The organism is Micrococcus sp. Mcc28 (assembly GCF_024519775.1).
Classification (GTDB): Bacteria; Actinomycetota; Actinomycetes; order Actinomycetales; family Micrococcaceae; genus Micrococcus; species Micrococcus luteus.
Genome location: NZ_JALJRH010000001.1, coordinates 50,187 through 74,821 on the forward strand (window position 1 = coordinate 50,187; position 24,635 = coordinate 74,821).

Annotated in this window: 19 protein-coding genes and 2 tRNA genes; 9 read left to right on the forward strand and 12 right to left on the reverse strand. The window is 75.2% G+C overall.

Going from position 1 to position 24,635, the window contains the following annotated elements:
- Positions 1 to 237: 237 nt before the first annotated feature.
- From NR073_RS00230 to ilvD, 3 genes are all read right to left on the reverse strand, one after another.
- Entirely contained in the window at positions 238 to 1,458 is a 1,221-nt protein-coding gene (locus tag NR073_RS00230) for an N-acetylglucosamine-6-phosphate deacetylase (RefSeq protein ID WP_081097741.1), read from the reverse strand.
- A 43-nt stretch (positions 1,459 to 1,501) separates the two neighbouring features.
- Positions 1,502 to 2,287 (reverse strand): glucosamine-6-phosphate deaminase, encoded by a 786-nt coding sequence (gene nagB, locus NR073_RS00235; protein ID WP_060973921.1) that lies wholly within the window; start codon positions 2,285 to 2,287, stop codon positions 1,502 to 1,504.
- A 103-nt stretch (positions 2,288 to 2,390) separates the two neighbouring features.
- Complete coding sequence (gene ilvD / locus NR073_RS00240; RefSeq protein ID WP_060973922.1) at positions 2,391 to 4,118, reverse strand: dihydroxy-acid dehydratase; 1,728 nt, start codon at positions 4,116 to 4,118, stop codon at positions 2,391 to 2,393.
- A 104-nt stretch (positions 4,119 to 4,222) separates the two neighbouring features.
- Between ilvD and NR073_RS00245 the strand changes: the two genes are divergently transcribed.
- The 7 genes from NR073_RS00245 to NR073_RS00275 all read left to right on the forward strand — a co-directional run bounded on the left by NR073_RS00245 (position 4,223) and on the right by NR073_RS00275 (position 12,187).
- Positions 4,223 to 4,771 (forward strand): hypothetical protein, encoded by a 549-nt coding sequence (locus tag NR073_RS00245; protein ID WP_135019509.1) that lies wholly within the window; start codon positions 4,223 to 4,225, stop codon positions 4,769 to 4,771.
- A 67-nt stretch (positions 4,772 to 4,838) separates the two neighbouring features.
- Positions 4,839 to 4,911, forward strand: a tRNA-Lys gene (locus NR073_RS00250).
- A gap of 86 nt (positions 4,912 to 4,997) precedes the next feature.
- Entirely contained in the window at positions 4,998 to 5,486 is a 489-nt protein-coding gene (gene bcp, locus NR073_RS00255; RefSeq protein ID WP_036382122.1) for a thioredoxin-dependent thiol peroxidase, read from the forward strand.
- A gap of 58 nt (positions 5,487 to 5,544) precedes the next feature.
- Positions 5,545 to 5,625: transfer RNA gene (locus NR073_RS00260), tRNA-Leu, on the forward strand.
- A 48-nt stretch (positions 5,626 to 5,673) separates the two neighbouring features.
- On the forward strand, positions 5,674 to 7,338 hold the full coding sequence (locus NR073_RS00265) for an ABC transporter substrate-binding protein (RefSeq protein ID WP_250203125.1): 1,665 nt from the start codon (positions 5,674 to 5,676) through the stop codon (positions 7,336 to 7,338).
- Positions 7,339 to 7,437: 99 nt separating this feature from the next.
- Complete coding sequence (locus tag NR073_RS00270; RefSeq protein ID WP_256748521.1) at positions 7,438 to 8,928, forward strand: malate:quinone oxidoreductase; 1,491 nt, start codon at positions 7,438 to 7,440, stop codon at positions 8,926 to 8,928.
- A 7-nt stretch (positions 8,929 to 8,935) separates the two neighbouring features.
- Positions 8,936 to 12,187 carry an efflux RND transporter permease subunit gene (locus NR073_RS00275; protein WP_256748522.1) on the forward strand — a complete coding sequence of 1,084 codons (3,252 nt, stop codon included), beginning with the start codon at positions 8,936 to 8,938 and terminating at the stop codon, positions 12,185 to 12,187.
- A gap of 46 nt (positions 12,188 to 12,233) precedes the next feature.
- Here the strand turns inward: NR073_RS00275 and NR073_RS00280 are convergent, their stop codons facing one another.
- Together NR073_RS00280 and NR073_RS00285 are read right to left on the reverse strand one after the other, a co-directional pair.
- Positions 12,234 to 15,278, reverse strand: a complete 3,045-nt coding sequence (locus NR073_RS00280) for an AAA family ATPase (protein ID WP_256748523.1) — start codon at positions 15,276 to 15,278, stop codon at positions 12,234 to 12,236.
- Positions 15,275 to 16,498: an exonuclease SbcCD subunit D gene (locus NR073_RS00285; RefSeq protein ID WP_069941941.1), complete on the reverse strand. Its 1,224-nt coding sequence runs from the start codon at positions 16,496 to 16,498 to the stop codon at positions 15,275 to 15,277. Before NR073_RS00285 ends, NR073_RS00280 begins: the two co-directional genes overlap by 4 nt.
- A gap of 66 nt (positions 16,499 to 16,564) precedes the next feature.
- On the opposite strand from NR073_RS00285, the gene NR073_RS00290 reads away from it, so the two are divergent.
- Positions 16,565 to 17,719, forward strand: a complete 1,155-nt coding sequence (locus NR073_RS00290) for an ADP-ribosylglycohydrolase family protein (RefSeq protein ID WP_036312992.1) — start codon at positions 16,565 to 16,567, stop codon at positions 17,717 to 17,719.
- Positions 17,720 to 17,724: 5 nt separating this feature from the next.
- Here the strand turns inward: NR073_RS00290 and NR073_RS00295 are convergent, their stop codons facing one another.
- Genes NR073_RS00295 through clpS form a run of 7 tightly spaced genes read right to left on the reverse strand, consistent with a single transcriptional unit; the run spans position 17,725 to position 23,216 of the window.
- Positions 17,725 to 18,870: an exonuclease domain-containing protein gene (locus NR073_RS00295; RefSeq protein WP_036312995.1), complete on the reverse strand. Its 1,146-nt coding sequence runs from the start codon at positions 18,868 to 18,870 to the stop codon at positions 17,725 to 17,727.
- Complete coding sequence (locus tag NR073_RS00300) at positions 18,867 to 19,556, reverse strand: non-canonical purine NTP pyrophosphatase (RefSeq protein WP_036312997.1); 690 nt, start codon at positions 19,554 to 19,556, stop codon at positions 18,867 to 18,869. Before NR073_RS00300 ends, NR073_RS00295 begins: the two co-directional genes overlap by 4 nt.
- Positions 19,553 to 20,317 carry a ribonuclease PH gene (gene rph / locus NR073_RS00305; protein ID WP_256748524.1) on the reverse strand — a complete coding sequence of 255 codons (765 nt, stop codon included), beginning with the start codon at positions 20,315 to 20,317 and terminating at the stop codon, positions 19,553 to 19,555. The genes NR073_RS00300 and rph overlap by 4 nt, the downstream gene beginning before the upstream one ends.
- Before the next feature lie 22 nt (positions 20,318 to 20,339).
- Positions 20,340 to 21,152 (reverse strand): MBL fold metallo-hydrolase, encoded by an 813-nt coding sequence (locus tag NR073_RS00310; RefSeq protein WP_256748525.1) that lies wholly within the window; start codon positions 21,150 to 21,152, stop codon positions 20,340 to 20,342.
- Complete coding sequence (murI, locus tag NR073_RS00315; RefSeq protein ID WP_206396132.1) at positions 21,149 to 22,081, reverse strand: glutamate racemase; 933 nt, start codon at positions 22,079 to 22,081, stop codon at positions 21,149 to 21,151. The genes NR073_RS00310 and murI overlap by 4 nt, the downstream gene beginning before the upstream one ends.
- On the reverse strand, positions 22,078 to 22,845 hold the full coding sequence (locus NR073_RS00320; protein WP_256748526.1) for a DUF2017 family protein: 768 nt from the start codon (positions 22,843 to 22,845) through the stop codon (positions 22,078 to 22,080). Before NR073_RS00320 ends, murI begins: the two co-directional genes overlap by 4 nt.
- A gap of 8 nt (positions 22,846 to 22,853) precedes the next feature.
- Positions 22,854 to 23,216: an ATP-dependent Clp protease adapter ClpS gene (clpS, locus tag NR073_RS00325; RefSeq protein ID WP_002857236.1), complete on the reverse strand. Its 363-nt coding sequence runs from the start codon at positions 23,214 to 23,216 to the stop codon at positions 22,854 to 22,856.
- Positions 23,217 to 23,280: 64 nt separating this feature from the next.
- Between clpS and NR073_RS00330 the strand changes: the two genes are divergently transcribed.
- Entirely contained in the window at positions 23,281 to 24,633 is a 1,353-nt protein-coding gene (locus NR073_RS00330) for a nicotinate phosphoribosyltransferase (RefSeq protein ID WP_095695556.1), read from the forward strand.
- Positions 24,634 to 24,635 lie beyond the last annotated feature (2 nt).

Sequence of the window (24,635 nt, forward strand, 5' to 3'; positions counted from 1 at the left end):
TCGTCGTTCGGATCCGTCGGGCGTCGGGAACCGTGGCCGCGTCGATGACGGATCGGGCCGGCGTGGCGGAGTCTGAGGTGGGGACACGGGCCGCCGGGTCCTTCGGGGGTGGTCTCAGTATCGACAGCCATGCGCCCCGTCCGCCATCGACCACCCGCCTGTCTCGCAATGTGAGATAAAGCGTCACATCGTGAGACGACCGGGCGGTCGGGGTCGGATCCCGGGCCTGAGCCCACCCTAGTCAGCCACCGCGGGGGCGGCCGCCTTCACCCACGTTCCGTGACGGAGCACCCCGCGCACCTCGAGCTCCGGGCCGAAGACGACGGCGTCCGCTCGGCTCCCGACTCGGAGCCGGCCGACGTCGGGGAGCCCCAGGGCGTCCGCGGGCGCGGCCGTGGCCGCCCGCAGCGCGGCGTCGAGGTCGACCCCGGCGGCGACGGCGGAGCGCACCGAGCCGGCGACCGTGGCCGTGGACCCGGCGATGGCCCCGGCTGCGCCATCCGCGCCGACCACCCGCGCGACGCCGTCGTGGACCTGGACCCGCAGCGGCCCGAGGGGGAACTCGCCGTCGCCGCAGCCGGCGGCGGCCATCGCGTCCGAGACGAGGATCCACCGCTCCCCGGCTTCCCGGGCGACCCGCCGCACCGTGGCCGGATGCAGGTGGACGCCGTCCACGATGGTCTCGATCCCCACGCGCGGGTCCTCCAGCAGGGCGACGGCCGGCCCGGGCTCGCGATGGTGGGTGGGCCGGCACGCGTTGTGCAGGTGCGTGGCCATCCGCGCCCCCGCATCGATCGCCGCGCGCGTGGTCTCGTAGGAGGCGTCCGTGTGGCCGATCGCGACGACGACGCCCGCCTCCGCCAGCCGGCCCACCGCGTCGAGGGCCCCGGGCAGCTCGGGGGCCAGCGTGACCATCGCCAGGTGGCCCGCGCCGACCTCGACGAGGCGAGCGACGTCCTCGGGCTCCGGAGCCCGCAGCGACGCGGCCCGGTGCGCGCCGCGGTGCCGGGGCGAGAGCCAGGGACCCTCGAGGTGCACGCCGGCCAGCACCCCCTCTGCGCACAGGGGCGTCAGGGCCGTCAGCTGCGCCGCGAGCGCGTCGACCTCGTCCGTGACGAGGGAGGCCACGACCGTGGTCGTGCCCGCGCGGGCGTGGGCCGCGGCCGCCGCGCGTGCCGCGGCCGCGCCGGACTCGACGGCGTGTCCGCCGCCGCCGTGGCAGTGCACGTCCACGCAGCCGGGAGCGAGGAGGGCGTCGCCGAGGTCGTGGACGGGGCCGTGGGTGCGCGGCGGGTCCCCGGTCCCGACGGCCACCACCCGGCCCTCGGCCAGGGCGATCCAGCCGGGGCCGCCGAGGCGCTCGCCGTCATGGACGCGGTCCGCGCGCAGCACCGACGGGGACGCGGCGGCCTGCGGCGCCTGCTCGGCGCGCGGCCGGTGAGGGACCGAGGCGGGCACGGATGCACCTTCCGGGGTGGGCGGGTCGATGGACGAGGGGCGCTCAGAGGCCCTGCCAGGACGGCTTGGCCTCCCACATGTGGCGGTACTCCCCCGCGAGCTCGAGTCGCCCGGCGGCGGCCTCGTCCACGAGGACGGTCACATGCGGGTGCAGCTGCAGGGCCGTGACCGGCCAGCGCGCGCTCACGGGGCCCTCCACGAGCTGCCGCACCGCCTCGGCCTTGCCCTCGCCCCGGGCCAGCAGGACCAGGTGTCGGGCGTCGAGGATCGTGCCCACGCCCTGGGTGAGGCAGTGGGTCGGGACCTGGTCGAGGTCGCCGTCGAAGAAGCGGGCGTTGTCCCGCCGGGTCTGCTCGGCGAGCACCTTGATGCGCGTGCGGGAGGCGAGGGAGGAGCCGGGCTCGTTGAACGCGATGTGCCCGTCCGTGCCCACGCCGAGCAGCTGCACGTCCACGCCGCCGGCCTCGCGCAGCGCCTCCTCGTAGGCGGCGCAGGCGCCCGGGACGTCCGCCGCCCCGCCGTCCGGACCGTGCACGGCCTCCGGGGCGATGTCCGTGCGCGCGACGAACTCCCGCTCGATCACGGTGCGGTAGGACTCGAGGTGTCCCGCGGGCAGGCCGACGTACTCGTCCAGCAGGAACGCGCGGCAGGAGCGCAGGGACAGCTCCCCGTCCCGGACCCGGCGGGCGAGCTCGTCGTAGACGGGCAGGGGCGAGGAACCGGTGGCCAGCCCCAGGACGGCCTCGGGACGGGCCGCCACGTGGGCGGCCACCGCGTCCGCGCCGTGCCGGCCCAGGGCGGCGGCGTCGGGCAGGATGACGACCTCCATCAGCGCGCCTCCCGCCCGGGACGCGGCGGGGTTCCCCCGGCCCGGGCGTCGGTCTCGTGCATGCTCATCCTCTGCTCGTCTCGGCGTGCGGGCCGACCGGCCCTCAGCCCAGGTAGGCGCCCTCGGCGGCCGAGTGCACCAGCTTGGCGTACTTGCCCAGCACGCCCGTGGTGAACTTCGGCTCCACCGGCTTCCAGGACTCGCGGCGGGCGGCGAGCTCGGCCTCGTCCACGAGCAGGTCCATGGTGCGTCCGGCGATGTCCACGCGGATGCGGTCGCCGTCCTGCACCAGGCCGATCGGCCCTCCCTCGGCGGCCTCGGGAGCGATGTGGCCGATGCACAGGCCGGTGGTGCCGCCGGAGAAGCGCCCGTCGGTGATCAACAGGACGTCCTTGCCCAGGCCCGCCCCCTTGATGGCGCCGGTGATCGCGAGCATCTCGCGCATGCCCGGGCCGCCCTTCGGGCCCTCATAGCGGATGACCACGACGTCGCCGGCGGCGATGGTCCCGTCCTCGAGGGCGTCCATGGCGGCGCGCTCACGGTCGAAGACGCGCGCGGTGCCCTCGAAGACGTCCGCATCGAAGCCGGCGGACTTCACGACGGCGCCCTCCGGGGCCAGCGAGCCGTGGAGGATCGCGATGCCGCCGTTGGGGTGCATCGCGTCGTCCATGGTGCGGATGACCTTGCCGTCCACCGGGTCCGGATCGAGCGCGGCCAGGTTCTCGGCGAGCGTCTTGCCGGTGACGGTGAGGGTGTCCCCGTGCAGCAGGCCCTCGTCCAGCAGGGCCTTCATGACCACCGGGACGCCGCCGATGCGGTCCACGTCCGTCATGACGTACTGGCCGAACGGCTTGAGGTCGGCGATGTGCGGAGTGCGGTCGGCGATGCGGTTGAAGTCGGACAGCTGCAGGTCCACGCCCGCCTCCCGGGCGATGGCGAGCAGGTGCAGCACGGCGTTGGTGGAGCCGCCGAACGCCATGGTCACGGCGATCGCGTTCTCGAACGCGGGCTTGGTCATGATGTCCCGGGCCGTGATGCCCTGGCGGATCATCTTCACCACGGCCTCGCCGGAGCGGCGCGCGAAGGCGTCGCGGCGGCGGTCCGCGGAGGGGGCGGCGGCGGAACCGGGCAGGGACATGCCGAGGGCCTCACCGATGGAGGCCATGGTGTTGGCGGTGTACATGCCGCCGCAGGCGCCCTCGCCCGGGGCGATGGACTTCTCGATGCGGAGCAGGTCCTCCTCGGACATGAGACCGCGGGCGCAGGCGCCGACCGCCTCGAAGGCGTCGATGATGGTCACCTGCCTCTCGGTGCCGTCGGTCAGGCGGGCCACGCCCGGCATGATCGAGCCGGCGTAGACGAACACGGAGGCCAGGTCCAGGCGGGCGGCGGCCATGAGCATGCCCGGCAGCGACTTGTCGCAGCCGGCGAGCAGGACGGAGCCGTCCAGGCGCTCGGCCATCATCACGGTCTCCACCGAGTCCGCGATCACCTCGCGGGAGACGAGGGAGAAGTGCATGCCCTCGTGGCCCATGGAGATGCCGTCCGAGACGGAGACCGTGCCGAACTCCAGCGGATATCCGCCGGCGGCGTGGACGCCGTCCTTCGAGGCCTGGGCGAGGCGGTCCAGGGAGAGGTTGCAGGGGGTGATCTCGTTCCAGGACGACGCGATGCCGATCTGCGGCTTGCCGAAGTCCTCGTCCCCCATGCCGACCGCGCGGAGCATGCCGCGGGCGGCGGTGCGCTCCATGCCGTCGGTGACGTCGCGCGAGCGCGGCTTGATGTCGGGGGCGGCGGACGGGGTGCTGGGAGTCGACGCGGCGGAGTCCATGCCGCGGAGTCTAGTGAGCACGGCGCCACCGGGCCGGAGCGACGTCCCCGTGTGACGGGCGCCGCGGCATGACACGTGCGGACGGGTCCGCGTACGTTGGGCCCATGGACACGCCCACCCTGCACAGACGGCTGCGCCGCGTCTTCGATGCGCGCGTGTTCAACCACGGCGACTACAACGTCGTCTACGGCCAGCCCTCGGGCTCCTCCTCCCCCCTCGTGATCGGCTATCGCCACCAGCCGCTCGAGATGCTGCTGTGCCCGTTCGACCCCACCTCCACCCCGGACGACCACGACCGCCGCGCGCCGGGCGTGGCCGAGGACGATCCGCACGGCCCGGTGACCGAGGCCTCCGCGGACCGCGCCGACGTCGTCGAGGTGGGCCTGGCCAACGTGGCCACCGTGGCGGACACGGGCAGCGGCTATCAGGTGGAGACCGTCACGGGCTTCCGGACGTGGTTCGACGTCCCGGAGCACACGCGGGTGCCGGTGGGCGACCTCACGGAGGACGGCACCGCGGAGCTCGACCAGGCCGAGGACGCCACCGACTTCCACGCCTTCATGACCGCCTTCATGGACGAGCTGGACCGCCTCTACGCGACCCCGGAGACGGACGCGACGGACGTCACGCCACCCGATTTGCGCGGCGTCTGAAACCCCTGCTAGGGTTTCACCTCGTTGCACGGCGCACCGGAGAGATCCGAGAGGCGGTGCGGCACCTGCACCTCTAGCTCAACCGGTAGAGCATCTGACTCTTAATCAGCAGGTTCCGGGTTCGAGTCCCGGGGGGTGCACCCACCGAAGCGAAGGCCCCGTCTCCACGGAGACGGGGCCTTCGTCGTCCCCGCTCCCCGACCGGGCCCACCGTAGGCTGGGGCCCATGACCGACACGACCCAGCACCGCCTCCAGCCCGGCGACACGGCGCCCGCGTTCACCCTCCAGGACCAGGAGGGCCGGCCCGTCTCGCTGCGCGACAGCGCGGGCAAGCACACGATCGTCTACTTCTACCCGGCCGCGTCCACGCCCGGCTGCACCACGCAGGCCTGCGACTTCCGGGACAGCCTCGCCTCCCTGACCGCGGCCGGCTACGTCGTCCTGGGGATCTCCCCCGACCCGATCGGCAGGATCATCCGGTTCGCCGAGCAGGAGGGCCTGACGTTCCCCCTGCTCTCGGACGAGGACCACGCGGTGGCCGAGGCCTACGGCGCCTGGGGCGAGAAGAAGAACTACGGGCGGACCTTCGAGGGTCTGATCCGCTCCACGATCGTCGTCGGCCCGGACGGGAAGGTCACCCACGCGCAGTACAACGTGAAGGCGACCGGCCACGTGGCGCGACTGCGCCGCACCCTCGGCCTCGACGAGGCCTGATCCGCGCCCGGGCACCGCACGGTAGGATCGGGCCTCGCCCCGCCCGCGCGGGGTGTGCGCGGGCGTGGCGGAACTGGTAGACGCGCTGGATTTAGGTTCCAGTGTCCTGGACGTGGGGGTTCGAGTCCCCCCGCCCGCACTCCCCGGGCCCGCCCGACCCCGACGTCACCTGCCAGAGGAGGTCGCCATGCAGCCCACTCGCCGCGCCTTCCTCGGCGGGGGCCTGGGCCTGCTCGGCCTGGGCGTGGCCGGCTGCACGACGTCGCCCGCGGTGCCGTCCTCGGCCGCCCCGAGCTCCTCGGGCCCGGGCCGGCTGCTCGTGGTCGGCGCCCCGGCACGGGCGCTGACGCGGGACCCGGCCCGCGCGCTGGACGTCGAGTCCTTCCGTCTGATCCGCCAGGTCTTCGAGACGCTGCTCGGCGTGGACGCGGACACCGGCGCCCCCACGCCCCGCCTCGCCGAGCGGCACGAGGAGTCCGACGGCGGCCGCCTCCACACGTTCCACCTGGTCTCCGGGGTGGTGTTCGACGACGGCGAGCCGTGCGACGCCGCCGCCGTGGTCGCGAACATCGAGCGGTGGGCCTCCGCCCCTGCGCCCGTGGACGGGACCGTCGCCCCGCCCTCCTCGTTCGTTTCGGCCTTCGGCGGATACGCCGGGGACGCGGACTCCGCCTTCGCCGGCGTCGAGGCCCGCGGCGAGCTCGAGGTGCGGCTGCGCCTGCACTCCCCCCGCCGTCACCTCGCGGCCGCGCTGGCCTCGCCGGCCTTCGCGATCTCCTCGCCGGCCTCGTGGGACCGCACGGTCGACGTGGACGGCTCCGAGGTCACCACCCCCGCCGGCACCGGCCCCTACCGCTGGGCCGACGCCGCGGAGACCGCCGAGCTCACGCGCGCCCACCCGGGCGCCTCGGGCGCGACGATCCTGGTCCCCAGCGCCCGCCACCGCGGCTCCGATCCGGCGGCGTACCCGGTGGCCGTGCAGGCGTGGGGTCGGGCCTCCGTGCGCCTGCGGGAGCTGCGGCGCGGCTCGGCGGACGTGATCGACGTCGTCGCCCCCGGCCAGCTGCGCCCCCTCGTCGAGGCCGGCACCCAGGTGCTGCCCCGGGACCCCCTGGGCGTGCTCTACGTGGGCATGAACCTGGACCACCCGCGCGTGCGCTCGCAGTACCTGCGCCAGGCGATCGCGTACGCGGTGGACCGCCCGCGCATCGCCGGCAGCGACGTCTTCCTCGAGGGCACCCGCCTGGCCCACGACCTCGTCCCCCCGTCCCTCGGCGTCGGCGACGAGGAGGCGCGGCGCTACGACGTCAACCCGGGCCGGGCCCGCGAGTTCCTCCACCTGGCGGGATACGACGGGGAGCCGTTGGAGTTCCTCTACCCGGCCGGCACGGCCCGCCCCTCCCTGCCCGAGCCGGAGCGGGTCTACGCGATGGTCGCCCGCGACCTCGGCGCGGTGGGGATGCACATCGTGCCCGTGCCCGTGCCGGAGGACCAGGACTACCTGCACGCCGTCGTCTCCCGGCCCACCCGAGCCCTGCACCTGATGGGCCGCACCGGCGACTATCGCGACCCGCACGCGTTCCTCGAGCCCTTCGCGCGCTCGGGCCGCGCCGAGACCGGCTACCGCAACCCGCGCGTCGTCGAGGACGTGGACGCGGCGGCGGCCGAGACCGACGACGACGCGCGCCGCGCCCTGTTCCGCCGCGTCGTCCGGGCCATGGCCCTCGACCTGCCGGCGCTGCCGCTGGTCTACCCGATCTCGGCCCTGGCCACCGGCCCGCGCGTGGCCTCCTACCCGACGTCGCCGCAGCTGGACGAGCCCTTCTCGCGCGTCAGGCTGACCGAAGGCTGAACGCACCGGTAGTACAGTGGGGGATCACGGCGCCCGGCCCGACCGCCTCTGCTCGGCCTGGTCGCACTGCGCCCACCCGCCGTCGTTCTGCTTCAGGAGTTGACCGTGCCCACCACCTCGTCCACCGCCACCCACGACGTCGTCCTGATCGGCGGCGGCATCATGAGCGCCACCCTGGGCGTGCTGCTGCAGAAGCTCGAGCCCACCTGGTCCATCGCCCTGTACGAGAGCCTCGACCAGGCCGGCCTGGAGTCCTCCGACCCGTGGAACAACGCGGGCACCGGCCACGCCGCCCTGTGCGAGCTGAACTACTCGCCCATGGACAAGAACGGACGGGTGGACGTCACCAAGGCGCTGGGCATCAACGAGCAGTTCTGGACCACCCGCCAGTTCTGGTCCTCCCTGGTGGCGGACGGCACGCTCAAGGACCCCAAGTCCTTCATCAACCCGCTGCCGCACATGTCCTTCGTGTGGGGTGACGACCACGCGGACTACCTCCGCACCCGCTACGAGACCATGTCCGCCCAGCCGCTGTTCGCCGGCATGGAGCACAGCGAGGACCCGGAGCAGATCCGTGCCTGGGCCCCGCTGCTGATCGAGGGCCGCGCGTCGGGCCAGCGCCTGGCGGCGTCCCGCAACACCGGCGGCACCGACGTTGACTTCGGCTCCCTCACCCGCCAGCTCATCACGGCCATGGCCGGCGCCGGCGCCGAGGTGCGCTTCGGTCACAAGGTCACCGGCCTCACCCGCGGCACGGACGGCCGCTGGGAGGTCAAGGTCAAGAACAAGGCCGCCGGCTCCGAGCTCGTGGACCGCGCCCGCTTCGTCTTCGTCGGTGCCGGCGGCGGCGCCCTGCCCCTGCTGCAGAAGTCCGGCATCCCCGAGGCCAAGGGCTTCGGCGGCTTCCCGGTCTCCGGCCAGTTCCTGCGCTGCACGGACGAGTCCGTGGTCAACCAGCACATGGCCAAGGTGTACGGCCAGGCCGCCGTCGGCGCCCCGCCGATGTCCGTGCCCCACCTGGACACCCGCTTCGTCAACGGCAAGCGCTCCCTGCTGTTCGGCCCCTACGCCGGGTTCTCCACGAACTTCCTCAAGACCGGCTCCTACCTGGACCTGCCGCTGTCCGTGCGCCCGCACAACCTCAGCACGATGCTGGACGTGGCCAAGGACAACATGGACCTGACCAAGTACCTCGTGACCGAGGTGCTGAAGTCCCGGGACAAGAAGATCGACGCGCTGCACGAGTTCTACCCGGAGGCCGACGGCGCCGAGTGGGAGCTGATCACCGCGGGCCAGCGCGTGCAGGTGATGAAGCGCAAGGGCCGCTTCGGCGGCGTCCTGCAGTTCGGCACCGAGGTCGTCACCCACGCGGACGGCTCGCTCGGCGGCCTGCTCGGCGCCTCGCCGGGCGCCTCCACCGCGGCCCCCATCATGGTGAAGCTGCTCGAGCGCTGCTTCCCCGCGAAGATGGCCGGCTGGGACGGCACGCTCAAGGAGCTCATCCCGTCGCTGGGCCACACGCTCAACGACGACCCGGCGCTGCTGGACGAGGTCCGCACCGTCACGGACGCCGCACTGAAGCTGGCCTGACGCCCCGATGGGAGCGCTCGCACGGTTCTCACTCGGTCGGCGGGCGCTCGTGGCGCTCGTCACCGTGTTCATCGCGGTGTTCGGTGTCCTCTCCGCCGGGCAGCTCAAGCGGGAGCTCATCCCCCCGCTCGAGCTGCCCGTCATCTCCGTCTCGACGCTCTACCCGGGGGCGTCCCCCGAGGTCGTGGACGCGCAGGTGGGCGAGCCCCTCGAGACGGCCCTGCAGGCCGTGGAGGGGCTCGAATCCTCGCGGTCCACGTCGCAGTCCGGCTTCAACGCGGTCCAGCTGGAGTTCGCCTACGGCACAGACCTGAACCGGGCCCGGTCCCAGGTAGACCGGGTGGTCGCCAACCTCGGGCCCCAGCTGCCGGAGGAGGCGGAGACCTCGTCCTTCGCGGGCTCCGTCTCCGACTTCCCGGTGGTCTTCCTCGCCCTGTCCGGGGACGAGGACCTCAACACCCTGCGCCGCCGCGCCGAGGACGTCCTGGCCCCGCGGCTGCAGAAGATCGACGGCGTCCGGGGCGCCGACGTCCTCGGCGGCACGGACGAGAACGTCTCCGTGGTCCCGGACCCGGCCGCGCTCGCCGCCGCCGGGCTGACCACCTCCGACATCACCGACGCACTCGAGGAGAACGCCGGCCTCTTCCCCGTCGGCCAGGTCACCGAGGACGCGACCACCTATCCCGTCCAGGCGGGCGCCGCCGTCGAGGACCTCGAGGGCCTGCGCGGGATCGTCGTCGCTCCCTCCGGCGACGGCGAACCGCGCACCCTGGACGAGGTCGCCGACGTCACCCTCGTGGCCGCGGCCCCCACCTCCCTGACCCGCACCGACGGGGTGCCGACGCTGTCCGTCTCCGTGACCGCGACCCCGGACGCCGACCTCGTGGCGGTCTCTCAGGCCGTGCGCGACGCCCTGCCGGAGCTGGCGTCCCTGGTCGGCGGCGGCGCGGACCTGACCGTGGTGTTCGACCAGGCCCCGTTCATCCAGCAGTCCATCGACACGCTGTTCCAGGAGGGTCTGCTGGGCCTGGCGTTCGCCGTACTGGTGATCGCCGTGTTCCTGCTCTCGGTGCGCTCCACCCTCGTCACCGCCGTGTCCATTCCGCTGTCCCTGCTGGCCGCCCTCATCGGGGTGGCGGCCTTCGGCTACTCCCTCAACACGCTGACGCTCGGGGCGCTGACGATCTCGATCGGCCGGGTCGTGGACGACGCGATCGTGGTGGTGGAGAACATCCGCCGGCACCTCGGCCTGGGCGCCGACCGACGCTCCGCGATCCTGGACGGCACGCGCGAGGTCGCCACCGCGATCACCGCCTCCACCCTGGTCTCCGTGGCCGTGTTCCTGCCCATCGCCTTCGTGGGCGGCCTGGCCGGCGAGCTGTTCCGGCCCTTCGCCGTGACCGCCACGGTCGCCCTGCTGGCCTCCCTCGTCGTCGCCCTGACGATCGTGCCGGTGCTGTGCTGGTGGTTCCTGCGCGCCCCACGGCGCGGGGCCGAGACCACGGCCGCGCCCGCCGTCCCCGGCGACCGGCCCGTGGCGGCCGGCGGGTGGCTCACGCGGGCCTACCGCCCGGTGCTGCGCTGGACACAGCGGCACACCGTGGTCACCCTCGCCGCCGCCCTGGCGCTGCTGGCCGGCACGGCCGCGCTGGTCCCGCTGATCCCCACGAACCTCCTGGGCGACTCGGGACAGAACTCGTTCGTCGTCACGGCGGAGCAGGAGCCGGGGGCGTCGCTGGAGACCACGGCCGCCGCCGCCGAGCGCATCGAGCGGGTGCTGCTGGACACCGACGGCGTCGAGACGGTCCAGTGGACGGCCGGCACCGCCGCCGGTCCGATGGGGGCCTTCGGCGGCTCCTCGGCGGACCGGGCGCGGTTCACGGTGGTGACCGACCCGGATGCGGACCAGGTGGCCCTTCAGGACGGGGTGCGCGCCGAGCTCACCGGTCTCGACGGCGTGGGCGACGTGTCCGTCTCCACGCAGCAGGGGCCGAGCGGCGGCCAGGACATCGAGGTGGCCGTCTCCGCCCCCGACCCGCAGGCCCTCACCGCGGCCGCCGATCAGGTCGCCGAGGCGCTGCGGCCCGTCGAGGGTGCCCGCGAGGTGACGACGCCGGCTTCGGACCTGCGCCCGACGTTCCAGGTGGACGTGGACACCGTCGCCGCCGCCCGGCTCGGCCTGACCGAGGAGGCGGTGGCCGGCCAGGCCGCCGCCGCCCTGCAGGCCGTGCCCGTGGGCGACGTCCGCTTCGGGTTCGAGAGCTTCGCGGTGCAGCTGGGTGACCCGGAGCCGGTCGAGTCCCTCGAGGCCCTGCGCCAGGTGCCCGTGGAGACGGCGGAGGGGCCCGTGCCGCTGGGGGACCTCGCCGAGGTCTCGCGGATGTCCGTACCTGCCCGGGTGACGTCCTCGAACGGCGAGCGGACCGCCGTCGTCACGGTGACCCCGGACGACGAGGACCTCGGGGCCGTCTCGCGCCGGGTCACGCAGGCCGTGGCGGAGCTGGACCTGCCCGAGGGCGTCACCGCGGCCGTGGGCGGCGCGGCGGAGCAGCAGGCGCAGACGTTCCGGGACCTCGGACTGGCGCTGCTGGCCGCCGTGGCGACCGTGTACGTCGTGATGGTGGCGACGTTCAACTCGCTGCGCCAGCCGCTCGTGCTGCTCGTGTCGATCCCCTTCGCCGCCACGGGCGTGTTCCTGGCGCTGCTGGCCACCGGCACGCCGCTGGGACTGTCCACGATGATCGGGCTGCTCATGCTGGTGGGCATCGTGGTGACGAACGCGATCGTGCTGATCGACCTGATCAACCAGTACCGCCGCGACCGCGGGATGACCTTGGACGAGGCGATCGAGGTGGGCGCGCTCAACCGTGTGCGCCCGGTGGTGATGACGGCCCTGGCCACCGTCCTGGCCATGACCCCGATGGCCCTGGGCGTCACGGGGCACGCGGGGTTCATCTCCCAGCCCCTCGCGGTGGCCGTGGTGGGCGGCCTGGTGTCCTCCACCCTGCTCACGCTCGTGCTCGTGCCCGTGCTGTACCGGCTCACCGAGGTCCGCGGGGAGCGCCGCCTGCAGGAGGAGCGTCGTGTCGCGGCCGAGCGGGAGGCGCAGCGCGTCGCGGCCGAGCGCGCGGCCGAGCAGGCGCGCCGGGCGGAGCAGGAGCGCCGGGCGGAGGACCGTTGGGCGGCCCCGTCCGAGCTCGACGCCGGACGCCTCGGCCGACTCCGGCAGCGCCTCCGCCGGCGGTGGCGCCGGGCCTGACCTCACGCGTGGCTCGTGCCGGGGCGGCGGGGCGCACCCCCGTCGCTCAGGCGCCGTCGTGCACCGCGAGGCTCGAGCCGCGCCGGTCCTTGCGCACCTCGAGGCGCACGCCGATCTCCTGCCTCATCCGTTCGACGTGGGAGACGAGGCCCACGGTCCGGCCACCGGTCCGCAGGGTGTCCACGACGTCCAGGACGTCGTCGAGGGTGTCCGCGTCGAGCGAGCCGAAGCCCTCGTCCACGAAGAGCGTGTCCAGTTCGATGCCGCCGGCTTCGGCCTGCACGGTGTCCGCGAGCCCCAGGGCGAGGGCGAGGGAGGCCATGAAGGTCTCGCCGCCCGAGAGCGTGGCCGGGTGGCGCGTCTCGTCCACGTAGTGGTCCCGGATGACGAGTTCGAGGCCCTTGTTCCCGCGCCCGCCCACGGCGTCGGAGTACTCGATCGAATACCGCTGGTCCGTCATGGCGAGCAGACGCTCGGTGGCCGCGGCGGCGACCTCCTCGAGCCGCCCGGCGAGGACGTAGCTCGTCAGGGGCATCTTGAGCAGGTTCTCCCCGCCGCCGCGGACGAGGTCGAGCAGCCCCCGCACCCGCGTGTGCTCGGCGATGAGCCCGGCGGACTGCTCCAGGACCTCGGTCAGGGCGGCTGACTGGCGGCGCACCGTGGCGACGAGTGAATCGAGTCGCCCGACCGCCGTCGCCCGGGACGAGCTCGTGGCCTCGGCCGCGGCGAGCGCCTCGGCGGCGGCGCGGGTCTGCTCCTCGGTCGGCGGCTCGACGCCGGCCTCGGAGAGGGCGCGGCCCCGGCGGACGGGCTCGCTCGCCTCGAGCTCGGCGAGGCGGGCCCGTTCGGCGTCCCACTCCTGCACGGCGGCCGTGCGGGCGGCGGCCTCCGTCTCCTCGAGGCGGGCCGCGCGCGCCGCGTCGACGTCGTCGAAGTGCTGTTCGGCCAGCGCGGCGGTGAGCGCCTGGCCGGTCTCGTCGGCGACCGCCCGGGCGCGCGCGTCCTCGTCCTGCGCCGCAGCGAGGGCGGCCAGGACCCGGCGTGCGGCGGTGACCTGGTCGCGGCGGGCGTCGAGGGTCTCGGCGTCACCGCGGGCGGCCTCGACGGCGTCCCGCAGCTCGGTCAGCCGGGCGGCACGGTGGGCGGCGGCCTCGGCGAGCCGACCGTCCTCGGCCGCGAGCGCGGCGGCGGTCTCGTCGGCCCCGGCGAGCGTCTTCTCGGCGGCGGTCAGCCGCCGGCGGTCCGCGGCGAGGTCCTTCGCCGCCTGGTCCAGCGCGGCCCGTTCGGCCTCGGCGCGCTCGAGCGCCTCTCGCGCGGCCTCGGGTGCGAGCCCGGCGGCGGCCTCGCGCGCCGTGCGGAGGGTCTGCTCGGCGGCGCGCAGGGCGGTCTCGGCGTCGGTCGCGGCCCGGTCGGCCGCGGTCCGGGCCTGCTCGGCGTCCCGCACGTCCGCCTCGGTCACCGTGGTGTCCGCGGTGGCGGCCGGGGCCGGGTGCTCGGGCGAGCCGCACACGGCGCACGGCTCGCCGGGCACGAGCCGCTCCGCCAGTTCGGAGGCGGCCTGCTCGTACCGGGCACGCAGCAGACCGACGTGCCGTTCGGCGGCCTCGCGTCGCCGCTCCTGTGCCTCCCGGTGGGCCCGGGCCGCGGTCTCTGCCTCGACGGCGCGGGCGGCCGCGGCCTCGGCGGCCGTGCGGCGAGCGGCGGCCTCGGACACGGCGCGGTCCACGGCCTCCCGGGCGCCGAGACGCTCGGTGCCGCGTTCGACGGCCGCGCGGTGTGCCGCGACGGCCGCCTCACGCTCGGGGCGGGACTCGACCAGGGCGGCGCGGTCGCGGCCGATCTCGGCCCGACGCTCCGCCGCGGCGGCCGCCTCCTGCTCCAGCTCGCCCATCCGGGCACGGTCCTGGACGGCGCGTGCCACCGACTCCGCGGCGCGCTCGGCCTCCCCCAGCGCCTGGCGGGAGGCGGGCGCGTCGGCGGCCCCGTCCGCCCGGGCGGCGGCGAGCCACGCCGCCGCGGTCGGCTCGTCCTCGACGTGCGCCAGGGCCTCCGTCACCGTCTCCGACGCGGTGCCGGCGGCGTCCGCCGCCGCGGTGGCCCGCTGGGCGGCCGCGAGCACCCGCCCGGCGCGCTCATGGGCGTCGACGGCGCGGCGCCGCGCCGCGGCGGTCTCGGCCTCGGCGTCGTGGTCGCGTCGACGGCTCGCCCACGCCTCGGCCGCGGCCAGGTCCCGCCCGCGGGTCTCCAGCTCACGCGCCGTCACCCGGGCCCGCTGCTCCGCGGCGCGGGCCGTGGCGAGGTCGGCCCGCGCGTCCTCGTGGGCGCGACCTGCGCGCTCGGCGGCGAGGGCGAGCAGCCGGTCGTCCGTGTCCGGTGACGGCTCCGGCGCATGCCAGTCCGGGCCGAGCGCCTCGTGGAGCGCCTCGGCCAGCTGTGCCCGCGCGGTCCGGGCCACGTCCGCGTCCACGGCCACCGCGGTGTCCAGCCGGGCCGTCTCGACGCGCAGGTGCTCCTCGACGCCGTCGAAGCGCTGCGTGCCGAAGAGCCGCCGCAGCAGGACGCGGCGCTCATCCGACTTCGCGGTGAGGAACTGGGCGAACTGTCCCTGAGGCAGCAGGACCACCTGCATGAACTGCTCGGCGTCCAGGTGCAGGACGGCCGCGACCTGCTGGCCGACCTCGTCCGCCCGGGTGAGCGGCGCCGTCCATTCCCCGTCCACGCGTTCCCGCAGGGAGACCGTGGCCTGCGTGGTGACGGTGGCGCCGCCCGCCGCGCTGCGTCTCCGGCGGGGCCGCTCGTGCTTGGGCGAGCGGACCACCTCGAAGCGCCGGCCCTGCACGGTGAACTCGACCTGCACCTCGGGGATCACCGCGCCGGGCTCGCGCAGCGTGGTCACGAGCGACTCGGCCGACCGTCCGCCCGGCACGGTCCCGTAGAGGGCGAAGCACAGCGCGGCCAGCACCGTGGACTTGCCCGCGCCGGTGGGCCCGTCCAGCAGGAACAGGCCGCCCGCGTTGAGCCGGTCGAAGTCGACGTCCTGCGCCTGGGCGTAGGGCCCGAGCCCCTCCAGGCGCATCCGATGGATCCTCATGCGCGCACCTCCCCCGCGCGAGCGGCCTCGAGGGCGTCCCGCAGCAGGTCCTGCTCGGCCCCGCTGGCCGGCCGCTGCCGGACGTGGTCCACGAAACCGACCGCGAGCGCGTGGTCCGAGGGTGCCTGCCGCAGGACCTGGGCGTAGGTCCGCTCCCGGGCCCGCCTCCCGCCGGCCGGTTCGTGGCGGAAGACGAGCACGGAGGGGAACCGGGTCTTCAGGCGCTCCAGGGCCCGCTCGGGGCGTTCGTCGTCGGTGACGGTGACCTGCACCCAGCACTGCTCCGCCCACGCGAACTCCGGGGACTCCAGCAGGTCCTCGATCGGCCCGGACAGCACCGCCAGGCGCCGTCCGGCGTCCCAGTCCACGGCCTCGACGTCGGTGACGGCCCCGCCCGTGACGTGGACGAGCCAGCCGCCCTTGCGGTGGCCCGCCTCGGAGAAGGAGTACGGCAGCGGTGAGCCGGAGTACCGCACGTGCTCTGCCAGCCGCTGGCGGCCGTGCAGGTGGCCCAGGGCCGCGTAGTCGAGCCCGTCGAACACGGAGACCGGCACCTGCCCCAGCGTGCCCACCAGCATCTCGGGCGGGGCGTCCGGCTCGACGTGCTCGCCCTCGCCGATGTCCCGTTCGGACTCGGAGCCGTGGCCCCCGGCCGCGAACAGGTGGGCCAGCACGACGGCGGCCACCGGCTCCGGCGTCTCGGCGCGGCGGGCGGCCAGATCGGCGTGGACGCGGCGGACCGCCTCCGTCAGCACGGCCGTGTGGTGGGGCTCCACGCCCCAGGCCGGTCCCTGGTGGCGCGGTTCGAGGTAGGGGATGCCGTAGACGGCCACGGTCTGGCCCGCGCCGCCGTCGACCCCGGGCTCGGTGAGCAGCACGGGGCGGTCCAGCTCCGCCGCGTCCGCGCGCACGTGCACGCCCGCGGCCGCCAGGAGTCCGCCGCCGAAGCCGAGGCGCACCGCCGAGTCGTGGTTGCCGCTCGTGAGCACCACCTGGGCGCCGGCCGCGTGCAGCCGGGTGAGCGTCCGGTCCAGCAGCCGGACGGCGTCCGCCGGCGGCAGCGCGCGGTCGTACACGTCCCCGGCCAGCAGGACGGCGTCCACGCCGCGCTCCGTCACGGTCGCGACGAGGGCGTCCAGGACCTCCTCCTGGGCCTCGAGCAGCCCGGTGCCGTGGAACGACCGGCCCAGATGCCAGTCCGAGGTGTGCAGCAGGATCATGCGGCCCACTCTAGGGAGGGTGTGGACGGGATAAGCACGACGCGGTGCAGCTCGTACGATGGCGGCATGTCCGCCACCGCGCCCGAGCCCACCGCCTCCTCGTCCACGCCCCTGCCCGGCCCCGAGCACGCCGACCGGGTCCTGGCCCTCCTCGCGGCCGGTGCCGCCGGGGACGCGCTGGGCGGCGTCGTCGAGTTCACCCCCGCGTCGGGGATCGCGGCGGTGCACGGCCCCGCCGGCGTCACCGACGCCGCGGACCTGCTCGCCCAGCAGGGCGCCCACGCCCTGCCGATCACCGACGACACGCAGCTGACGCTGTACGTGCTCGACGGCCTGCTCGAGTGGATCGAGTGGCAGAACGACGGCGTCCCGGCCGATCCTGCGGCGTGCGTGTGGCTCGCGTGCCTGCGCTGGTTCGCCACGCAGGACGGCGCGCTGCCCGAGGGCGCTCCCCCGGCCCCGCCCCGCTGGATCGACGCGCACGCGGAGCTGAAGGTGCGCCGCGCGCCGGGCACCGCGTGCCTGAGCGGGCTCGCCGAACCGGGGATGGGCCTGCCGGGCGACCCGCACAACCCGGGTTCGAAGGGCTGCGGGACGGTCATGCGCTCGGCCCCGTACGGAATGGTGCCGGGGCTCGAGGACCCGCACGTCGTGTCCCTTGCCCGCCAGGGGGCCGTCCTCACGCACGGCCACCCCACCGCGTGGGTCGCGGCGGCCGCGTACGCCCTCGTCATCGCGGCCCTGCTGCGCGGCCTGGACCTGGCCGCCGCGGTCGCGCACGCCCGCGCGTGGCTCGACACCCTGGGCGAGGAGGCCGAGGAGACCCGCGCCGCCGTCACCGCGGCGGTCGACCTGGCCGGCACCGTCGACGCCGACCCCGGCGCCCCCGGCGCCCTCCCCACCGCGCTCGGCGAGGGCTGGGTCGCGGAGGAGGCCCTGGCCATCGCGCTGTATGCCGCGCTCACCGCGCAGGCGGCGCACCCGGCCGATCCGGCGGCGGCGCTCGCCCTGGCGCTGCGGATCGGCGTGAACCACGACGGCGACTCCGACTCCACGGCCTCGCTGGCCGGGCAGGTGCTCGGCGCGGCGCACGGCACCGCCGTGTTCGGCGCGCACGACCCCGCGGACCGCGCCGCGGCCGAGGCCTCCGTCCCGGGGTGGATCGCCGAGCGCGAGGTCGTCCTGGAGGCCGCCCGGCGCTGGAGCGCCGCGACCACCTGAGTGGTTCAGCGCGCGGCGTCCGGCCAGTTCCCGTCGAGCATCTGCAGGAACTCCCCCTCGGAGACCAGGGCGATGGCCTGCCCACGGTCCCGCCGGCGCAGGGCGTCCCGCGTCTTGCGGTGCGCCAGCGCCGTGGTCACGGCCTGCGGTGCCCCGTCCTCGGCGCGCGGGCGGTGCAGGTCCGCGGCCTCGAAGCCGTCCCCCACGACGAGCATCGTGGTGGCCGCGCCCACCCGGTTCGCGGTCTGCGCGCCGTGCGCGGCCGCGCGCGTCTTGGCACTCTGACGCGACATGCCGATGCCGCCCGTGAACACCACGGTCTGGCCGAACAGGGGGTGACCCGGGTCGGCGGTCGGGTTCGGGGGCGGATTGACGCCCTCGTCCGGCCAGCGCATGAAGTCGGGCATGGCGCGTTCGTCCCGCAGCGGGACCCGCGCGTCGAAGACGCCCTCAGTGCGCCGGGCCTGGCGGGTGGCCTTCGACTCGGCGCCCGATCCCGCCGCCCGGGGGGCGAGGACGCTGACGCCCAGCCCCTGGGCCCGCATCAGGCGGTCGACGCCGCGGCCGGCCGGCGCGTCGGTCAGCCCGGGCAGAATCTCCGCGTCGGCCGGCGGCGCCCCCAGCACGCGCCGGCCGATGTCCACGAGGATGGCCGCGCAGGCCTCGGCGTCGGCCAGTGCGTCGTGGTGGCGTCCCGGGGTGAACCCGGCCTCGCGCGCCGCGGAGGGCAGGGCGTACGAGGGCAGGTCGTAGACGCGGCGCGCCAGCACCAGGGTGCACACGAACTCCAGGCCCGGCACGTCCCGGCCGGAGACCTCGAGGCCGGACTCGATGACGCCGACGTCGAAGCCCGCGTTGTGCGCCGCGAGCACGTCCGTCCCCACGAAGTCCGCGAGCTCGTCGTACACCTGCGCGAACCGGGGGGCGTCCAGGACGCGGTCCTCGGTGATGCCGTGGATGCGCACGTTGCGGGGATCGAACCGGTCGAAGCCGACGGGCGGACGGATCAGCCACTCCGCACGGTCCACCATGACCCCGTCCCGCACCCGGACGGCGCCCACGGCACACGGGGAGCCGCGGAAGCCGTTGGCGGTCTCGAAGTCGATCGCGGTGAAGTCCAGCCCCGGCACGGGGGCGCGCCCGCCGCTCACGGGCGCGCGTCGAGCGCGTCCACCAGGTAGGGCAGCAGGGCGCGGAAGGCGTGCCCCCGGTGGCTGATCGCGTTCTTGTCCTCGGGGCTCAGCTGCGCGGTGGACACGTCCCGGCCCTCGGGGCGCAGGATCGGGTCGTAGCCGAAGCCGCCGTCCCCCACGGGCTCGCGCAGCAGGGTGCCGGGCAGGCGGCCGTGCTCGACGTGCTCGACGTGGATGGCCCGGGCGCCCGCGGCGTCCGGGCCGCTGGGGACCGCGAGCGCGGCGGCGCACACGAACTGGGCACCCCGATGCTCGTCCGGCACGTCGGCCAGCTGGGCCAGCAGCAGCTCGAGGTTGGCACGGTCGTCCCCGTGGCGCCCGGCCCAGCGGGCCGAGAAGATCCCGGGGGCGCCGTGCAGCACGTCCACGGCCAGACCGGAGTCGTCCGCGACGGCGATCAGCCCCGTGTGCGCGGCCACGGCGCGGGCCTTCTTCAGCGCGTTCTGGGCGAACGTGACGCCGTCCTCGACGACGTCCGGGGCGCCCACGGCGCCCGCGTCCACCACCGCGGCCTCCACGTCGAGGCCGGGCACGGCGCCGGCGAGCAGCTGCCGCAGCTCGCGCACCTTGCCCGCGTTGTGCGTGGCGAGCACGACGCGGGCGCCCTCCGGCAGGCCTGCCGACGAGGAGGCGGGCGCGCTCACGCCCGGTCCTCCGTGGCGGCGGCCAGGGTCTCGGCCTGGACGCGGGCCAGCTCACCCGTGCCGATCAGGGCCAGGTCCAGCAGGGTGTCCAGCTCGGCGCGGGTGAACGGCGCGCCCTCGGCGGTGCCCTGCACCTCCACGAACTCCCCGGCCCCGGTGACGACCACGTTCATGTCCGTCTCCGCCTTCACGTCCTCCACGTACGGCAGGTCGAGGACGGGCACCCCGTCCACGATGCCCACGGACACCGCGGCGACGGAGTCCTTGAGGACGGCGGCGCCCTTGGCGAGGATCCCCTCGCGCCGCGCCCAGGCCACCGCCTCGGCGAGGGCGACGTAGGCGCCCGTGATGGCGGCGGTGCGGGTGCCGCCGTCGGCGTCGAGGACGTCGCAGTCCAGGACGATGGTGTTCTCCCCCAGGGCGGACAGGTCGATGACGGCGCGCAGGGACCGGCCGATCAGGCGGGAGATCTCGTGGGTGCGCCCGCCGATCCGGCCCTTGACGGACTCGCGCTGGTTGCGCTCGTTGGTGGCCCGCGGGAGCATCGCGTACTCGGCGGTGACCCAGCCGGTCCCCTCGCCCTTGAGCCAGCGCGGCACGCCCTCGGTGAAGGAGGCGGTGCACAGCACGCGGGTGTTCCCGAACTCGATCAGGGCCGAGCCCTCCGCCTGCCGGGACCAGCCCCGGGTGATGGTGATGGGGCGCAGCTCGTCGACGGCGCGGCCGTCCGGGCGGGGGGCGGTGGTGGCGGGAGAGCTCATGGTCTCCAGTCTAGGCACGCCCTCAGACGCCGTAGCTCAGCCCGGAGACGGCGACGGCCAGCGGGCCGTCGTACACCGCGCGGGCCTCCTGGACGGCGCGCTGCGGATCGTTCCACACCGGCAGGTGCGTGAGCAGCAGCTTCCGGGCCCCGGCCTGCGCGGCCGTCTCGCCGGCCCGTCGGCCGGTCAGGTGGACGCCGTCGATGCCGTCGTCCCGGCCCTCGTGGAAGGCGGCCTCGCACAGGAACATGTCCGCGTCCCGTGCGGCCTCGACGAGCCCCTCGCACGCGTCGGTGTCCCCGGAGTAGGTGAGCACGCGGGTGGTGAGGCCGCCGTCGTCGATGCGGTCCACCTCGACCCGGATCGCGTAGGCCTCGTCGATGGGGTGGCGCACGGGGACCGGGGTGAACCGGAACGGACCCAGCCGCTCGGTGCGGCCGGCAGTCCAGCACCGGAACTCGAAGTCCTGGTGCATCCCCGGCTCGGGGTCCATCCCGTACGCCTCGGCGATGCGGTCGGCGGTGCCGGCGGGTCCGTAGACGGGCAGCCGGCCGCGGCCCCAGCCGGCCGGGTTCCAGCGGATGGCCACGTGCATCCCGCACAGGTCCATGAAGTGGTCCGGGTGCAGGTGGGAGAGCAGGATGCCGTCCAGGTCCTCGAGATCGACGTAGCGCTGCAGCACGCCGAGGGCGCCGTTGCCGAGGTCCAGCAGGATCCGCCACGTGCGCGGGGTGACGCCGTCCTCGGCCACGCCCTCGGCGGTCAGGAGGTAGCACGAGGCGGGCGAGCCCGGGCCGGGGAAGGACCCGGAGGCCCCGATGATGGTCAGCTTCACGTCACACCCTCCTGCTCGGCACCCGGCCGCACGGAGGCCGTCGAGCGCGTCGGGACCGGCGCGGCCGCGGGGCGGGGCGCGCCGATCGTCTCCAGGCGTCGCACGGACTCGACCTCGGGTCCGAGGAAGCGGCGCGCGAGGGCCTGGAAGTGGTCGGGGTCGCCGGTGGCGGCGAAGCGGTGGCGGGTGGCCTGGCCGGAGCCCGCCGCCGAGTGGGGGTGCTCGAGGCCGAGGCGGACCAGTTCCCGGTAGAGGTCCTTGGCGGTCTCCTCCGCGGAGGAGACGAGCGTGACGTCCTCCCCCATCACGAGCGAGAGCGCGCCGGTCAGCAGCGGGTAGTGGGTGCATCCCAGCACGAGGGTGTCCACGCCCGCCGCACGCAGCGGGGCCGTGTACTCCCGGGCGGTCTCCAGCAGTTCGGGGCCGGTGGTGATGCCGGCCTCCACGAACTCCACGAACCGCGGGCACGCGACCGAGGTGATCTCGAGGTGCGGGGCGGCCGAGAACGAGTCCTCGTAGGCGCGGGACCCGACGGTCGCCTCGGTGCCGATCACGCCGATCCGGCCCGTGCGGGTGGCGGCCACGGCGCGGCGCACGGCGGGCTGGATCACCTCGATCACGGGGATGCCGTGGCCTCCCGTGTAGCGCTCGCGGGCGTCGCGCAGCACGGCGGCCGACGCGGAGTTGCACGCGATCACGAGCGCCTTGACGCCGCGCGCGACGAGCTCGTCCATGATCGCCAGGGCCAGGGCCCGCACCTCGGCGATGGGCCGCGGGCCGTACGGCGAGTGCTCCGTGTCGCCCACGTAGAGGATGGACTCGTGGGGCAGCTGGTCCATGATCGCCCGGGCCACGGTCAGCCCGCCCACGCCCGAGTCGAACACGCCGATCGGCGCGGCGGCGTCCACGACGGTGCGCCGGCCGATCACTGCTCGTCCTCCGCGTCCCCGGCGCCCGGCGCGGACTCGTCCGAGCCCTCGGGCAGCTCGCTGAGCATCTCCGTCATGAGCGTCTCCAGCAGCCACGAGGTGAAGTTGTAGAGCAGGGCCATGGTGGACTCGACGTCCTCCGCGCTGCGCCAGTCGTCCACGGCGTGCACGCGAGCGGCGTCCTCCTCGGTCTCGACGCCCAGGCGGGCGGCAAGGACGAGGCGCACGTCGTTGAGCGCGCGGCCGAAGGCCGGCGCCTGGTCGTGCGGCACCTCCACGCGCGTCGAGCGCAGCAGCTCGAGGGCCAGGCGCGCGTCCGCGAGCTTCCCCTCGGACAGGGCGTCCTCGGTCAGGGCCCGGTGGGCGCCCTGTTCGGCGGCGCCGGCCTGGGGCATCGCATCCGGCAGGAGGCGTGCGACGGCCGGGTCGGTGGGGGCCGAACGCTGCGGCTCCGGGTCCTGGCTCAGGTGCAGCCCGGAGACCAGCCCCCAGAACGCGGCGTCGGACGCGTCCAGCCCGGCCACGGGGCCCGCGTCCTGCGCGGCGGACACGGACGGCGGCGCCGCCGGGGGATCTTCGGGCGTGTCGACGCCGTCCTCGGCGGCCGGGGCCTCGGCGGGGTCCGCCTCGGCGGGGCGCACGTCCGCGCGTCGGCCCTCGAGCAGGGCGACGACGTCCCTGACCAGCCCGCGCAGCAGGCGCACCTCCGGCAGCTCCAGCTGCGCCGTGTACCCCCGCCGCGTCCAGCGGAACCGTTCTGCCATGCCCCTCCTCAGTCCTCCGCCTGCTCCAGCGTGGCCCACAGCCCGTAGCCGTGCATCGCGCCCACGTGCAGCTCGGCCTTCTCCTTGGTGCCCGTCGCCACCACGGACCGGCCCCGCTCGTGGACCTCGAGCATGAGCCGCTGCGCCTTGGCCGCGGAGTAGCCGAAGTGGGTGCGGAACACGTAGGCGACGTAGCTCATCAGGTTCACCGGGTCGTTCCACACCACCACGTTCCACGGCCGGTCCCGGGCTGTGTCCTCGTGAGGCCGCTCCAGCAGGGCGGTGTCGGTGGCGCCGGCGGGGACGGACTCGCCCGGCGCCGGACGCACGGCGCGCGGCGCGGACGGATCGTGGCGGGTCAGCACGGACATGCGCCCCAGTGTACGAGGCGGGCGGGCCAGGACCGGCCCCGCCACGGTCCACTAGGGTGGGCGCGTGAGCCAGAACCCCGTGCCCAGCGCCCCGCGGACCGCCGACGACTGGCAGATCCCCACGGCGCTGATGACCGACCACTACGAGCTGACCATGCTCCAGGCCGCGCTGAAGGCCGGCACCGCGCACCGCCGCTCCCGCTTCGAGCTGTTCACCCGACGCCTGCCCAGCGGCCGCCGCTACGGCGTGGTGGCCGGCGTGGGCCGCGCGCTGGAGGGCCTGTCCCGCTTCCGGTTCGACACGCCCGAGCTCGACTTCCTCGCGGACACCACCGCCCTCGACGACGCCACGCTGGCCTGGCTCGCCGACTACGAGTTCAGGGGTGACATCGTGGGCTACGCCGAGGGCGAGGCCTACTTCCCGCACTCCCCCCTCCTGCAGGTGGAGTCGACGTTCGCCGAGGCGTGCATCCTGGAGACCTACCTGCTCTCCATCTACAACTACGACTCCGCCGTGGCCTCCGCAGCCTCCCGCATGACGGCCGTCGCGGACGGCCGCCCGTGCGCCGAGATGGGCTCGCGCCGCACGCACGAGGAGTCCGCCGTGGCCGCCGCCCGCGCCGCGGCCATCGCGGGCTTCACCGCCACCTCGAACCTCGAGGCGGGCCGCCGGTACGGCATCCCGACCGTCGGCACCGCCGCCCACTCCTTCACCCTGCTGCACGACTCGGAGCGCGCCGCCTTCGAGGCCCAGGTCGCCGCGCTCGGGGCGGACACCACCCTCCTCGTGGACACGTATGACGTGGAGCAGGGCGTGCGCACCGCGGTCGAGGTGGCCGGCCCGGCCCTGCGGAACGTCCGGGTCGACTCCGGCGACCTCGTGATCCAGGCCCACCGCGTGCGCGAGCTGCTCGACAAGCTGGGCAACACCGAGACCGGGATCATGGTCACCTCGGACCTGGACGAGTACGCGATCGCCGCCCTGCGCTCCGCCCCCGTCAGCTCGTACGGCGTGGGCACGCGCCTGGTCACCGGGTCCGGCGCGCCCACCGCCTCCATGGTCTACAAGCTCGTGGCCCGCCAGGACGACGACGGCACGTGGGTGGACGTGGCCAAGGCCAGTTCCGGCAAGGCCAGCCGGGGCGGCCGCAAGGAGGCCGCGCGCCGCCGCGACCCGCGGGGCCGGGCCACCGCCGAGGTGATCGGCGTCAACCGCAGCGCCGCGCCCGACGCCGACGACCGTCCCCTGCTGCACCGTTTCGTGCACGCCGGCGAGCTGGCCGAGGGCTGGACCGGCCCCGAGGCCGTCACCCGCGCCGCCGAGCGGCACGCCGCCTCCCTGCGCGAGCTGCCCGCCTCGGTGGGCCGCCTGCAGCCGGGCGACCCCGCCATCCCGACCATCTTCCTGGAGGACTGACC

Excerpts from the sequence above, each read along its gene's own strand:
- NR073_RS00280 (WP_256748523.1), bottom strand. The coding sequence starts at position 15,278 with ATGAGGATCCATCGGATGCGCCTGGAGGGGCTCGGGCCCTACGCCCAG.
- rph (WP_256748524.1), bottom strand. The coding sequence starts at position 20,317 with ATGAGCTCTCCCGCCACCACCGCCCCCCGCCCGGACGGCCGCGCCGTC.
- NR073_RS00285 (WP_069941941.1), bottom strand. The coding sequence starts at position 16,498 with ATGATCCTGCTGCACACCTCGGACTGGCATCTGGGCCGGTCGTTCCAC.
- NR073_RS00245 (WP_135019509.1), top strand. The coding sequence starts at position 4,223 with ATGGACACGCCCACCCTGCACAGACGGCTGCGCCGCGTCTTCGATGCG.
- NR073_RS00290 (WP_036312992.1), top strand. The coding sequence starts at position 16,565 with ATGTCCGCCACCGCGCCCGAGCCCACCGCCTCCTCGTCCACGCCCCTG.
- NR073_RS00275 (WP_256748522.1), top strand. The coding sequence starts at position 8,936 with ATGGGAGCGCTCGCACGGTTCTCACTCGGTCGGCGGGCGCTCGTGGCG.
- clpS (WP_002857236.1), bottom strand. The coding sequence starts at position 23,216 with ATGTCCGTGCTGACCCGCCACGATCCGTCCGCGCCGCGCGCCGTGCGT.
- NR073_RS00320 (WP_256748526.1), bottom strand. The coding sequence starts at position 22,845 with ATGGCAGAACGGTTCCGCTGGACGCGGCGGGGGTACACGGCGCAGCTG.
- NR073_RS00265 (WP_250203125.1), top strand. The coding sequence starts at position 5,674 with ATGCAGCCCACTCGCCGCGCCTTCCTCGGCGGGGGCCTGGGCCTGCTC.
- ilvD (WP_060973922.1), bottom strand. The coding sequence starts at position 4,118 with ATGGACTCCGCCGCGTCGACTCCCAGCACCCCGTCCGCCGCCCCCGAC.
- nagB (WP_060973921.1), bottom strand. The coding sequence starts at position 2,287 with ATGGAGGTCGTCATCCTGCCCGACGCCGCCGCCCTGGGCCGGCACGGC.
- bcp (WP_036382122.1), top strand. The coding sequence starts at position 4,998 with ATGACCGACACGACCCAGCACCGCCTCCAGCCCGGCGACACGGCGCCC.